The sequence below is a fragment of the Actinomyces gaoshouyii genome (assembly GCF_002072175.1).
In the GTDB taxonomy this organism is placed as follows: Bacteria; Actinomycetota; Actinomycetes; order Actinomycetales; family Actinomycetaceae; genus Actinomyces; species Actinomyces gaoshouyii.
This window is the reverse complement of record NZ_MVIV01000007.1, coordinates 87,529-100,558: the sequence shown is the minus strand read 5'-3', so window position 1 is coordinate 100,558 and position 13,030 is coordinate 87,529. Positions and strand designations below refer to the sequence as shown.

Genomic DNA, 13,030 nt, shown 5'->3' with positions numbered 1-13,030 from the left:
CGAGCGGACCCTGCGCTCCGGAGCGGGCCGCCCGGCGGTCGACGACGGTCAGTCGACGGCGGTGGCGCGCACCAGCACGAGGTGGTCGGGGTGGAGGATCGGCAGGGCCAGGCCGGTCGTGGACAGGTACGAGCCCGGCAGGGTGACCGGTTCGTCCATCCACTTCGGGCGCAGGGTCAGCTCGGGGTACGACGGCGCCGCGAGCTCGATCCGGTAGCGGCGCCCCGGGTCCAGGCCGGGCAGTGGCCGGGGGGCCGTCGGCCAGGCGATGGTCTGCCCCAGGCAGGCGATCTCGTAGACCGCCTCGGAGCCATCGGCGGCCACCACGCCCTCGATCCGCAGGGCGTCGTCGTCGGCCAGGTCCGCATGGACCGTCAGGCCCGAGTGCAGCAGGGGGCGCAGCTCCTTGTGCAGGGCGATGACCGAGGCCAGGCGCTCGCGGGCGCCGTCGTCGGCACTGGTGAGGTCCCATTCCACACCCATATGCCCCCAGAGGGCCGTGCCCGCGCGAAAGTCGAGGTCGAGATCGCGGAGCGTCGTGTGCGCGCGGCCGGCGCCCACATGCGTGCCGACGAGCTCCGGGGGCAGGAGCAGCATGGTGCCGCGCTGGATGTCCTGGCGGTCATGGGCGTCGATGGAGTCCGAGGCCCACACCCGTTGGGCGCGCTCCATGATGCCCATGTCAATGCGGCCGCCGCCGCCGGCGCAGGATTCGATCTCCAGGTCACCGAAGCGCTCGTGGAGGGCATCGAGAAGGCGGTAGAGGGCGAGTGTCTGGTCGTGGACGGCCGCCCCGCCGCGCCGGCCGGACACGGGGGAGGTCACCTCGTGGCCGACGGCCACGAGCGGGGAGTTGTGGTCCCACTTGATGTAGGCGATGGAATAGCGCTCCACGAGGGCGCTGATCGACTCGTACAGGTAGTCCCAGGCGCCGGGGGCGCACAGGTCCAGGACGCGCTGGTTGCGGTGCTCGGGAGCGCCTCCCGCCCCGTCGGACAGGATCCAGTCCGGGTGGGCGCGGGCGAGCTCGGAGTTCACGTTGATCATCTCCGGCTCGAACCACAGCCCGAACTCCATGCCGAGCTCGTGGACGCGATCCACGAGGGGGCTCAGGCCCTCGGGCCAGGCGTCGGCCGAGACCTGCCAGTCTCCCAGGCCCGAGGTGTCGTCGCGGCGGGAGCCGAACCAGCCGTCGTCGAGGACGAAGCGCTCGATGCCCACGTCCGCGGCGAGCTCGGCCAGGCGCATGAGCTTGTCGAGGCGGTGATCGAAGTAGACGGCCTCCCAGGTGTTGAGCAGCACCGGCCGGGGGCGCTCGGGGTGGGAGGGAAGGGAGCGCAAGAAGGCGTGGGAGCGGTGCGCCAGTGCGTCCAGCCCCTCGCCCCAGGAGAAGACCGCCCACGGGGAGGTGTAGGACTCCCCCGGGGCCAGGATGACCTCACCGGGGGCGAGCAGCTCGCCGGCGCCGATGAGCGCCCTGCCTTGGGAGGGGTTCATGATGAGGCAGCGCGTGGAGCCCGACCAGGCCAGGTGGACGCCGTGGACCGTGCCCGCGCGCCAGCCGAAGCCGGCGCGCCCGGCGGCGAGCCAGGTGGCGGCGTCGTGCCCGGGACGGCCCTCCCAGGACTCGCGCAGGTGCGTGCCCGCGGTGAGGCGATGGCGCTGGAGACGGCGCTCATTGATGTGGTGCCCGGACATGTCCAGGATCTCATCGGCGCCCTGGGGAAGGGGCAGCGCAGGGGTGATCTCGTCGACGACGAGGCCACTGATCAGCTCGAGGCGCCCGCCCGGCTCGTTGGTGACCGTGGCGCGCACGCGCACGAGCCCGGACTCCTCCAGGCGGATCTCGCTGACGATGCTCACCCCGTGCGACTCATCGACGGCCGTCGAGACCACCATGGGGGCGGAAGACCCCTCTCCGACGGCCGGTGAGTCCTCGGCCCGCCACTCGTGTTCGACCCGAGTGGGGTGGAAGGAGAAGGCGGTTCCGTCCACCCGGTGCAGAGCGATGGCGGGGCGGGCCGACCAGCCCAGGCTGGCGTGGGGGAGGATCGGCAGGTCGTTGCAGATCCAGGCGGAGTTCGAGCCGAGCGTGGTGGCCGATGCGCGGCCGGCGTCCTGGAGGGCGCTGCCGTCGAGGGGGCCGAGATCGGCTCCCCAATGGCGCACGACGGGGAAGCGGTCGGAGGGGGTGTCGAGAACAAGGGAGGTGCCGCCGGAGCGGAGGTGGAGGGTCATCGTCGTCCTTCCGGGCCCAAGGGGCCCCTGGCGGTCCGCGATGCCGCGAACCATTCCTTTCAATATGAAAATAAATGGCTGGCGACGAGATGTCAAGACCCTGCTCGCATGTAGGGCCCCTCGGGTGGTCGGAGAACTGCGGGCCGCGCCGGACGCCGGGCCGCGCGTCTGGTGGAGGCGCGGGGGCGCCAGTGTGGCAGGATTCCTCCCGGCGGACGATGAGCACATGGAAGAGGAGCGGGCATGGAGGCCACCGCTGCCGCGGGACCGGCATCGAGGGTGCTCCTGCGCTTGGCTGCCGCTGGCTCCCGGACCCGCACGGACCTGGCCGATCATCTCGGCCTGTCGGCGCCCACGCTCTCCCGCGCCGTGCGCCCGCTGATCGAGGACGGCCTGCTCCTGGAGGATGAGCCGTCCGCGCCGACCACCGCTGAGGCGGGGCGCCCCGCCAAAAGCCTGCGCCTCGCGCCCCGCGCCGCCGCGCTGCTCGGCATCAAGCTCACCGCCAATGACCTCTACGCCCAGGTCATCGACCCGCTCGGCTCTGCGCTCGTAGAGGTCTCCGAGCCCCTGGCCTCGCGGGATCCAGACGGCGTCGTCGAGCAGATCGCAGGGCTCTCCCAGCGCATTGAGCGCTCCACCGGGATGGCGCTGTCCGGGATCGGGCTGTCGCTGGGGGCCAGCGTGGTGGACGGCACTACCATCGCAGTCGCCCCCTTCCTGGGGTGGCGGGATGAACCCATCGGGGTGCGGCTGCGTCAGGCCACCGGGCTCGACACCATCGTGGCCAATGATGTGCGCGCCTTCACCCACGCCGAGGCCTGGTTCGGGCTCGGCCATGGCGTCGACCCCTTCGCCCTGCTCACCCTCGGGGCGGGGATCGGCTGCGGCCTTGTCATCGGGGGGCGCACGATCGCCGGGGCTCACGGCGCCGCCGGCAGTATCGGTCATCTTCCCCTGCGTGAGGAGGGCCCGGCCTGCGAGATGGGGCACGTGGGCTGCGCCCGGGCGCTCGCGGCCGCGCCCGGTCTCGCCCACCGGGCCTCGAAGGTGCTCGGGCGCCGGGTCTCCCCGGAGGAGATCGTCGGACCCACGGGGCTCACCGAGCTCGCCCTCGATCCCCAGCTGGCGGGCGTTCTGGAGGCTGCCTCCGACGCCGCTGGTAGGATCGTCGGCTCGATCGTGGCCCTCGTCGACCCCGAGCTCGTCGTGGTCTCCGGGGAGTCGGTGGGGCTCGTTGAGGCGCACCGGCAGGCCTTCGACGCCGCTGTGGAGAGAGCCCGCCACTGGTCCGCGCCGCCACCGCGCATCCTCACCCGTTCCTTCTCCTTCGGCGAGTGGGCGCGCGGCGCCGCCGCTCTGGCCATCGAGCCATGGACCCGCGCGGTCGAGGCGGGCCTGAGGGGCTCCAGCGCCTAGACTGCCTGGCGATGACTGTGATGACGACCGACCCGATGAGTGCCGCTGACGCGCGCGCCCCGCGCACCTACCACGTGCGCACCCTCGGCTGCCAGATGAATGTCCACGACTCCGAGCGCATGGCGGGGCTGCTCGAAGATGCCGGCTACCGGCGCGTCGAGGACGTGCCCGCGGCCGCGGCCCGCGCCACCGAGGCTGGCGACGGCGGCGCCGACGTCGTCATCATCAACACCTGCTCCGTACGCGAGAACGCCGCCACCCGCCTCTTCGGCAACCTCGGACAGCTCGCGGCCGTCAAGCGTGAGCGCCCCGGCATGCAGATCGCCGTCGCCGGGTGCCTGGCCCAGCAGATGGGCGAGGGGATCGTCGAGCGGGCCCCGTGGGTCGACGTCGTCTTCGGCACTCACAACCTCGACGTCCTGCCTGCCCTGCTTGAGCGCGCGCGCCACAATGCGGCGGCCGCCGTCGAGATCGAGGAGTCCCTCAAGGTCTTCCCCTCGACCCTGCCCACCCGCCGTGAGTCCGCCTACGCCGCCTGGGTGTCCATCGCCGTGGGCTGCAACAACACGTGCACCTTCTGCATCGTGCCCTCCTTGCGGGGCAAACAGCGCGACCGCCGCCCTGGCGAGATCCTGGCCGAGATCGAGGCGGTCGCCGCCCAGGGCGTGAGTGAGGTGACCCTGCTGGGCCAGAACGTCAACTCCTACGGCGTCGGCTTCGGCGACCGCGGTGCCTTCGCCCGGCTGCTACGCGCCTCCGGGGCCGTCGAGGGCATCGAGCGCGTGCGCTTCACCAGCCCCCACCCGGCGGCCTTCACGCAGGACGTCATCGACGCCATGGCCGAGACCCCTGAGGTCATGCCCAGCCTGCACATGCCCCTGCAGTCCGGCTCCGACAAGGTCCTGCGCGCCATGCGCCGCTCCTACCGCTCCGAGCGCTTCCTGCGGATCCTCGACGACGTGCGTGCCGCGATGCCCGAGGCCGCTATCACCACCGACATCATCGTCGGCTTCCCCGGGGAGACGGAGGAGGACTTCCAGGCCACTCTCGACGTCGTGGAGCGCTCCCGCTTCGCCTCCGCCTTCACCTTCGAGTACTCCCCGCGCCCGGGCACGCCCGCCGCGGACCTCGAGCAGGTGCCCGTCGAGGTCGTCAAGGACCGCTACCGGCGTCTGGACGAGCTCGTGCGCCGCATCACCCACGAGGAGAACGTGCGTCAGGAAGGACGCGTGGTGGAGGTCCTCGTCGCCGAGGGGGAGGGGCGCCGCGACGGTGTCACCGCCCGCATCTCCGGGCGCTCTCAGGACAACCGTCTTGTGCACGCCGCCCTGCCCGCCGGGCTGGCCGCGGACGACTACGCGCAGGGAGCGCCCCGGCCCGGGGACATGGTGACCGTGCGCGTCACCCATGGCGCGCCCCACAATCTCATCGCCGACTCCGCCCTGTGCGGGCGAGCTCTGAGCGAGGCCGAGCGCGCCGCGAGTGAGGCGCGCTCCGCCGGGGATCGCATCTGGTACGACGACGGTCCCGCCCTGTTCGAGGTGCGCCGCACCCGCGCCGGTGACGCCTGGGAGCGCCGACAGGCCGAGGCCTGCGCGACCCCCGAGGCGGACACCGCGCCGGTGAGCCTGGGACTGCCCACCCTGCGCGTGGGAGCCCCGGCCGCCCGGTGAGGCCGATGCCGGCACTGAGGCGAGATCGGAACGGATGGTTAGACCGTCGTCTTCGCCGCTTTCGGCTCCTTTGAGACATGGCGCTTGCTGCTCACGAATCTCCTCAGGAGCTATCGCTCGGCGATGAGCGCGAGGATCGCTGCGGCGATGATGATCGCCGCGGCGTCGCGCTCTGCGAGATGCGTCCGCGGGGAGCGTTGACGGGAGCCTTTCGCACTGGCAGGTGCGGAGAACACCGACCGGTGCGGGTAGGACGCACCGCTGGGTGTGGATGGCGCCGCTCGGCGCCGACGGCCCCGCTGGGCACCGCAAGCGCGCCCAGCGGGGTCAGGCGGTGAACAGTGAGCCGGGCAGGCCCCGGGAGACCTCTGCGCTCCCGTCAGCGCTCAGGATGGCGCACTCGAAGCGCAGTCCCGAGGCCGCCAGTTCCCCCGGTGCGGTCAGGAACAGCGCGGTCGATAACCCGTCCGCGAGCGCGCAGGTCTCGGCGATCGCCCATGCGGCCGTCACCCGGGCCGACGGCCTGCCGGTGAGGCCGTCGAGGATGTGGTGCAGCCCGTCGCCCCACGCCCTGCGACTGATCCCCGAGCCGGCCACCGCGCCGCGCGCGATCTCCACGACGCCGACTGCGCGGGCGCTATCGGCTCCATCGGTGCTGACGGCGGGGTCCTCCAGGCCGATCCTCACCGGCCCGTCGGCATGGACGAGCACGTCCCCACTGGCGTCGATGACGAAGTCCTCCACGCCCGACTCCAGGAGCAGCGCCCCCACGAGGTCGGCGAGGAATCCCTTGCCGATCGCGCCCACATCCACCAGCGCGGGGCGATCGAGGATGAGCGCATCCCCCTCGTGGCGGGCGAGCGCGCCCCATCTGCCCCGGGCCCGCGGGCCCGGGCCCGTCATCGAACCGGCGTGCACGGTAAAGGTGCAGGCGGGGTCGTAGCCGAGGGCGACCAGGTCGGCGCCAACCAGCGGATCGATTCTGCCGCCGGTGGCGACATGCAGGCGGTCGTACAGGTCCAGCATGGCTCCTGACCCCTCCGGCAGCTCCAGGCGGATCGGCCCGCTGCCGAGCCTGCCGTCCGCGGCGCGGCTGATGAGGGAGTCGGCGCGGAAGCGGGACCACACGCCCTCGAATCCCTCGACCAGCGCCATCACGCTCCGGCGCGCTCGGCGGGGCAGGGGGGCGCGGCTGAGGATCGACCACGTGGCGCCTGTGGCGGGGAAGGCCCAGACCTCGGGCCTCATCACGCCCAGCATCGGCCGCAGGGGGCGCTCAACGGTGGGCAATCGGGACATATCGGCCATCGTAGGGGAATCGATCTCCCGCCAAGGCCGGCCCATCCCGCATGAGGGCGACCCGATCTCCGAAGGCCCGCGCGCGAGGTCGATCGATGGCCCCGGCGCCGAGCCCCCCGCCGCACGATCGGCCCACGGCTCCCATGCCCGGGACTCCTCCGGGGGATCCGAGGATGCGGTGCGCGGCCGGGACCGGGCGGTCAGCCTCATCGTGCTCGCCCCGGCCCTCATGGGGGAGGAACGACGGCAACGAGACGCGCGGTCGCAGGGCATCGGATACGCTGGACTTCGCCTCCGGAGGCGCTAAGCGCCATGATGGGGCTGATCATGATGGCACCAGCCGGCACGACAGCGACCAGGAGGGTGAGGACGAATGATGAGCGCGCGCGCACGGGGCAACGACGGGAGCGGAGCGGACGCCCGCGGCAGGAGCGCAGGCGCGGCCCGGAGGGCGCTGGCCCTGACCGGCACCGTCATGGCGGCGCTCTCCCTGGCCGCCTGTGGCGGGAGCGACGCCGCTCCGGGCCAGGGCGAGCACGCGGGCCGGGCCCAGGGGCCCGGGCAGGGGACGACGCCCAGAGGCGAGGCTCCGGCGAGCGCCTCAGCCCCGCCGGCCTCCCCCACCGCCGGCCCCTACGCCGATGGCGCCTACCGGGACACCCAGACCTACAAGGGCGCGGACAGCCTGCCCACCGATGAGTCCATCGACGTCTCCGTGATCCTGAGTGACGGCGCGATCACGGATGTCACGATCATCGGGCACGCGGCCAACGCCACCTCGGAGAACTTCATCAGGGGCTTCACCTCCAAGATCAAGGGCGAAGTCGTCGGCAGGAGCATCGAGCAGGCGCATGTGACCGCGCTCGCCGGGGCCTCCAGGACCTCCGCCGCCTTCAACGCGGCGATCGACGCCATCGCGGAGCAGGCCCGCGGCTAGACTTCCGCCGACGGCGGATCGCTCCGCGCCCGGGTTACCCCGCGCCGTGGCCGGGCGGCTAGGCTGGTGCCATGCCCTCTGACTCGGACCCCCGCACGGACACCACCGTCGTCGCAGCGCCGACGCCGGTGAGCGCCGAGCGCATTCTGGAGGCCACCCGCCGGCTGGGCCTGAGGTACTTCGTCGACGACGAGGGCGACGTCGGCATCCCCTGGCGCTGCGTCGTCGTCCACGTCATCTTCCAGGACACGCGCGCCGTCCAGTTGCGCGGCACCTGGCACCGCATCGCCGACACCGAGCACCTCGCCCCCCTGCGCTCCCTCGTCGAGGAGTGGAACGCCACCCGCATCGGCCCCAAGGCCTTCCTCACCGTGGGCGACGGGGGGATCGTCCGCCTCCACGGCGAGATCACCTACCCGCTGGACGCCGGCATGACCGACGCCCAGATCGATGACTTCGTCTTCACGGGATGCCGCCTCATCGTCGCCCTCGTGCGCGAGGCCGAGGAGGTCTTCCCCGACCCCTTGCGCGGGAGCCTCGAGCCGTGAGCGAGGCCCCCCGGCGGCGCACGCGCCTCGAGCGCCTCGCCGGCCTCATCGCCCGATCGATGGGCAAGGGCTGGGACCAGCGGGCCGACGCCGCCCGCTCCGCGGGGGACTCCTCGCCCGGGCCCTCGCCATCCTCCGCGCGATCCGCCCCATCGGCTGGATCAGCTCCAGGGGCCCCCTCATCCGACTCGGCCGACCCCGCCGACTCAGCCAACTCAGCGGACCCCGCCGGCCGCGCTCGTCCCGCTGGGAACCCCCGGCGACGGGGCTCGGAGAACGTCAGCGCGGGCCGCGGCGGCGCGCCCCGCACCCGCAGCGGAGCCCGGGGCGCGCGGGGACCCGCTCAGCCCGCCCGCGAGCAGGTCACCTCGCGCCTGACCCTCGAGCGCATCGAATCCATGCTCGCCTCGGAGATGTCCTATCGGATCCGGCGCGAGGAGGACCGGGGCCACGCGACCCTCATGGGCAACTGGGACAGCTTCCCCTTCATCATCGAGATCCCCGCCGAGCATGACGGCTGGCTCCTCGTCTCCGGGGACTGGGCCGAGCCCGGCCCCGAGGGGCAGCGCGACGAGCTCGCATCCGCCGTCAACGATTGGAACCGTGATCACTTCTTCCCCACCGTCGCCATCGTCGACGGCCCCGAGGGCCCCTTCATCCGCGCCATCTACATCACCGACCTGCGCTCGGGCATCACCGACGACCAGCTGCGACTCCACCTCGACACCGCTCTGGCCTCCTGCACGCAGGCGCTGCGCACCGTCGGCCCTCTCCTGCCCGAGCTGTGAGGCCCACCGTGGCACTCATGCGCATCGCCGTCGTCGGCCCGACGGCGACCGGCAAGTCGGACCTCGCCCTCGACCTCGCCGACGCCCTCGGCGACGGGCCCGCCAGCAGTGAGATCCTGGGGGCCGATGCCTCTCAGCTCTACCGGGGCATGGACGTGGGCACCGCCAAGCTCCCACCGGCCGAGCGCCGCGGCTACCCCCACCATCAGATCGACGTCCTCGACGTCGCCCAGGAGGCCTCCGTCGCCGCCTACCAGCGGCACGCCCGCGCCGATCTCGCCGCCATCGAGGCCCGCGGCAGGCGGGCCCTCATCGTCGGCGGATCGGGCCTCTACGTCCGCGCCGTCACCGACGCCCTCGACTTCCCCGGCACCGACCCCGCCGTGCGCGCGGGCCTGGAGGGGCGCGCCCGCGCCGAAGGCGTCCGCGCACTGTGGGAGGAGCTGGCGGGGGCCGACCCCGCCTCCGCCCAGCGCATCGATGAGGGCGACACCCGCCGCATCGTGCGCGCTCTGGAGGTCCTGGCCATCACCGGCCGCCCCTTCTCCGCCGCCCTGCCCCGCTACGAGGACGTCGCCCCCACCGTCCACCTGGCCCTGCGCCCGCCGCGCGAGGCGCTGAGCGCCCGCATCAACGCCCGCGCCGCGGCGATGTTCCGCCCCGAGGCGGGCCCGGGCATCATCGAGGAGACCCGCGGGCTCATCGGCGCCGGGCTGCGCGAGGGCCCGACGGCGAGCCGCGCCATCGGATATGCCCAGGCCCTGGCCGTCATCGACGGGCGACTCAGCATCGACGAGGCCGTCGCCGCCACGGCAGCCGCCACCCGCCGGCTCGCGAGCCGTCAACTCAAGTGGTTCCGCCGCGACCCGCGCATCCACTGGATCGACGCGCGCCTCGCCCCCGATGGGACGGTGCCTGACGGCGAGCGGGAGCGGGTGCTGGCCGCCGCTCTGGGACTGGTCGAGGCCGCGGATTCCGGGCAGCCCGAGCCCGTCGCATAGGGTGGGCGCATGACCACCTCGACGCGCACCGGCCTGGCGGGCCACGAGCTCATCAAGGGGCGCGCGGCGGGCGACGACCTCCTCATGCTCGTCGATCCCGACTGCGATATCCCCCTCACGGCGGCGGATATCGCCGCCGTGTGCGACCGGCGCGCGGGCGTCGGCGCCAGCGGGCTCGTGCGCGTCGTGCGCACTGCCAACCTGCCCGGGGCCGAGCGCTTCGCCGCGGCCGTGCCCGAGGCTGAGTGGTTCATGGACCATTACGGCGCCGACGGGGCCGTCGCCGAGACAGCGCCCGGCGCCGTGCTCCTGCTCGCCCAGACGCTCATCGCCGAGTCCCTGGACACGATCCCCGAGGGGGCATCGGTGACCATCGGGACGCGCGGGGGCGCCCGCACCGCCACTAGGATCGGCGACCTGTGGGCCGTGGACATGGGGCCCGCGCGCATCCCCTCCCGCCCCGCGACCACCGCCGACCCCGGCGGTGCCGACTCCGCCGACGCTGACGATGACTGGCCCGGTTGGGACACCGCCGTCGTCATCCCGGGTATCGACGGCCCCCGCGCGGGCCTGAGCGTCGCCATGACGGGCGCCGCGTTCCCCCGCATCGTCATCGCCCTGGCCGACGAGGCCGAGCTCGACGCGGCGAGCCCCGAAGGTGCCGACGGCCCCGGCAGCGCCGTGCGCTACGAGCCCGAGCCGTCCGAGCCGGTGGCCCTGGACGCGGTGGTCCCCCTGGGCGAGGAGACCGACCCCGCCAGCGGGGCGGTGATCGGCGTGGCCCGCTGGCGGGCCCTGAGCCGGTCGGCGGGGGCGGCCCCCTCCACCGGGATGGGCTGCTGCGCCGCCGCCGCCGCGCTCCACGAGTGGGAGGGCGAGGGCGCCCCCGAGTCGTACCGCCTGCTCCTCCCCGGCGAGGAGATCGGGGTCCATGTGGGGCATGCGGGCGATGCGGGCGCTGCCCCAGGGGGCCCGGGCGAGAGCATGATCCTCACCGGTCAGGCCAGGCTCATCGCGCGGGTGACGGTCCTATGAGCGGCCACGATCTGCGCCGGGTCGCCACAACCGGCCTCATGCTCTTCGCCCTGTTCTTCGGGGCGGGCAACCTCGTCTTCCCGCCGTCCCTCGGTGCCTCCAGCGGGAAGGCGGTGGGCGTCGTCGTCATCGGCTTCATCGCCACCGGAGTCATCCTCCCGCTGCTCGGCGTCATCGCCGTATCCACCTCCGGGGAGGGGATCCTCGGACTGGCCCGGAGGGTCGGGCCCCGCTTCGGACGCGTCCTCCCGCTCGTCGTCTACCTGGCCATCGGCCCCCTCTACGCCATCCCCAGGACCGCGATCGTCTCCTACGAGCTCGCCACGAGGCCGCTCCTGGAGCTCGCCGGGCTGCCCACCGGCCGCCCGGCCCTGGCCCTGCACGCCGTCGGGTTCTTCGCGGCCGCGCTCGCCCTGTCCCTGCGGCCCTCGCGCCTGGCCGACCGCATCGGCAAGCTCCTGACCCCGGCGCTCCTCATCCTCATCGCGGTGCTGTGCGCAGCCGCGATCGTCGGGGGCCAGGCGATCGACCGGCCCGCCACCGGCGCCTACGCCACCGCGCCGTTGGCCGCCGGGCTCACCCAGGGCTACCTCACCATGGACGCCCTGGCGGCCACCGTCTTCGGGATCGTCGTCATCACCTCCCTGCGCGCCCAGGGGATGAGCGGCGAGAAGCAGATCCTGTGGGGCACCAGCGGCGCCGGCGTCATCGCCGCGATCTGCCTGGCGGCCGTCTACGGCAGCCTGGCGCTGCTCGGCAGGCGCGCCGACGGGGACCCCACCGACGGCACATCGCTCCTGCGCGCCGCCGCCGCCGACTCCCTCGGTCCCACCGGCACCGTGGTCTTCGCGCTCATCGTGGTGCTCGCCTGCCTGTCCACTGCCGTCGGGCTCATCTCCTCCTGGGCCGGCTACGCCAACACCGCCTGGCCCCGGATCGAGTTCCGCGCTCAGGCCATCGGCTGCTCCGCCGTCGCGCTGGCGCTGACCAACCTGGGCCTGAACGCCATGATCATCATCATCTCGCCGGTCACTCTCCTGCTCTACCCCATCGTCATCACCCTCATCGTCGTCACGCTCATCGACAGCGCAGCCCCCGGCCACCTGCGCTGGGCCTACCTGGCGCCCGTGAGCCTGGCCGTCGTCCTCGGGGCCGTCTCCGCCGCCGCGGAGACCGGCTGGTCCGCACCCTCCGACCTGCTTGCGCGCACCGGCGCCTGGGACAACTCGACCGGATGGATCCTGCCGGTGGTCATCGTCGCGGTGCTCTCGATCGGCGTGGATATCGCCACAGGCCGGTGGAGCCGACCCGCCAGCGACACCAGTGACGTTCCCGACGAGGTCCGGCGGGCCATCGCTTCGAGGTACTGAGCTCCGAGTCCTAGGGCGCGCCGGTGACGCCCAGCACCAGCGAGTCCGCCCACCGCATCGATCCCGCGGCCGGCGGCACGGGGGCGGCGCGGACGTCAGCGCTTTCAGCGGCTGACGCGCAGGACCCGGAATCCCTTGGCTGAGGCCTCCCGTGCCACCGCCCAGCCCTGGGATGCGAGCCAGGTGGCCAGCGAATCCGCCCCCAGGTTCTTGCCGACGACGAGCCAGGCCTCGCCGTCGTCGGCCAGGAGGGGCAGCCAGTCCGTCAGGAGCGCGTGCAGCGCCTCCTTGCCGATCCTCACCGGGGGGTTGGACCAGATGAGGTCCAGGCGCCGCCCGGAGGCCCGCAGCTCGGCGAGGAGTGCGTCGGCCGAGGCCGCACGCACGCCCCTCAGCCCAGCGGCCTCGGCGTTGCGCGCGGTGAGGTCCACGGCGCGCTCGTTGATGTCGGCGGCCAGGACCTGTGCAGCCGGGGAGGCCGAGCCCAGGGCCAGGGCGATCGGGCCCCAGCCGCAGCCCAGGTCCAGGAAGCGGCCGGTCTTGGGCGGATCGGGCACGTGGTCCAGCAGTACCTGCGTGCCCTTGTCCACCCGGTCCGCGCTGAAGACGCCGGAGGCCGTGATCACCTCCACCTCGCGGCCCCGGATCGTGAACCGGTGGCAGCGCTCAGCGGCCCGGGCGGCCGGGGAGGCGGTGAAGTAGTGCTGGTCGCTCACGCCTCC

Annotated in this window: 11 protein-coding genes; 8 read left to right on the top strand and 3 right to left on the bottom strand. The window is 73.3% G+C overall.

Annotated features, from left to right (window positions below):
• Positions 1-48: 48 nt before the first annotated feature.
• Positions 49-2,238, bottom strand: a complete 2,190-nt coding sequence (locus B1H50_RS07345; RefSeq protein ID WP_080463126.1) for an alpha-galactosidase — start codon at positions 2,236-2,238, stop codon at positions 49-51.
• A gap of 243 nt (positions 2,239-2,481) precedes the next feature.
• Between B1H50_RS07345 and B1H50_RS07340 the strand changes: the two genes are divergently transcribed.
• Together B1H50_RS07340 and miaB are read left to right on the top strand one after the other, a co-directional pair.
• Positions 2,482-3,657, top strand: coding sequence for an ROK family transcriptional regulator (locus B1H50_RS07340; RefSeq protein ID WP_080463125.1), 1,176 nt, complete (start codon positions 2,482-2,484; stop codon positions 3,655-3,657).
• Positions 3,658-3,668: 11 nt separating this feature from the next.
• On the top strand, positions 3,669-5,330 hold the full coding sequence (gene miaB, locus B1H50_RS07335; protein ID WP_080463124.1) for a tRNA (N6-isopentenyl adenosine(37)-C2)-methylthiotransferase MiaB: 1,662 nt from the start codon (positions 3,669-3,671) through the stop codon (positions 5,328-5,330).
• 327 nt (positions 5,331-5,657) lie between these two features.
• Here miaB and B1H50_RS07330 read toward each other — a convergent pair whose 3' ends face one another.
• Positions 5,658-6,629: an FAD:protein FMN transferase gene (locus B1H50_RS07330; RefSeq protein ID WP_229657972.1), complete on the bottom strand. Its 972-nt coding sequence runs from the start codon at positions 6,627-6,629 to the stop codon at positions 5,658-5,660.
• 376 nt (positions 6,630-7,005) lie between these two features.
• Here B1H50_RS07330 and B1H50_RS07325 point away from each other — a divergent pair, with 376 nt between their 5' ends.
• The 6 genes from B1H50_RS07325 to brnQ all read left to right on the top strand — a co-directional run bounded on the left by B1H50_RS07325 (position 7,006) and on the right by brnQ (position 12,308).
• Positions 7,006-7,566 (top strand): FMN-binding protein, encoded by a 561-nt coding sequence (locus B1H50_RS07325; RefSeq protein ID WP_080463172.1) that lies wholly within the window; start codon positions 7,006-7,008, stop codon positions 7,564-7,566.
• A 71-nt stretch (positions 7,567-7,637) separates the two neighbouring features.
• Positions 7,638-8,114 carry a YbjN domain-containing protein gene (locus B1H50_RS07320; protein ID WP_080463123.1) on the top strand — a complete coding sequence of 159 codons (477 nt, stop codon included), beginning with the start codon at positions 7,638-7,640 and terminating at the stop codon, positions 8,112-8,114.
• A complete protein-coding gene (locus B1H50_RS07315; protein ID WP_229657971.1) occupies positions 8,111-8,902 on the top strand; it encodes a type III secretion system chaperone family protein in 792 nt (263 codons plus the stop codon). Before B1H50_RS07320 ends, B1H50_RS07315 begins: the two co-directional genes overlap by 4 nt.
• A 17-nt stretch (positions 8,903-8,919) precedes the next feature.
• Positions 8,920-9,903, top strand: coding sequence for a tRNA (adenosine(37)-N6)-dimethylallyltransferase MiaA (gene miaA / locus B1H50_RS07310; protein ID WP_080463170.1), 984 nt, complete (start codon positions 8,920-8,922; stop codon positions 9,901-9,903).
• A 9-nt stretch (positions 9,904-9,912) separates the two neighbouring features.
• Positions 9,913-10,938 carry a diaminopimelate epimerase gene (locus B1H50_RS07305; protein WP_080463122.1) on the top strand — a complete coding sequence of 342 codons (1,026 nt, stop codon included), beginning with the start codon at positions 9,913-9,915 and terminating at the stop codon, positions 10,936-10,938.
• Positions 10,935-12,308, top strand: coding sequence for a branched-chain amino acid transport system II carrier protein (gene brnQ, locus B1H50_RS07300; protein ID WP_080463121.1), 1,374 nt, complete (start codon positions 10,935-10,937; stop codon positions 12,306-12,308). Before B1H50_RS07305 ends, brnQ begins: the two co-directional genes overlap by 4 nt.
• A gap of 104 nt (positions 12,309-12,412) precedes the next feature.
• Here brnQ and B1H50_RS07295 read toward each other — a convergent pair whose 3' ends face one another.
• A complete protein-coding gene (locus B1H50_RS07295) occupies positions 12,413-13,024 on the bottom strand; it encodes a class I SAM-dependent methyltransferase (RefSeq protein ID WP_080463120.1) in 612 nt (203 codons plus the stop codon).
• Positions 13,025-13,030 lie beyond the last annotated feature (6 nt).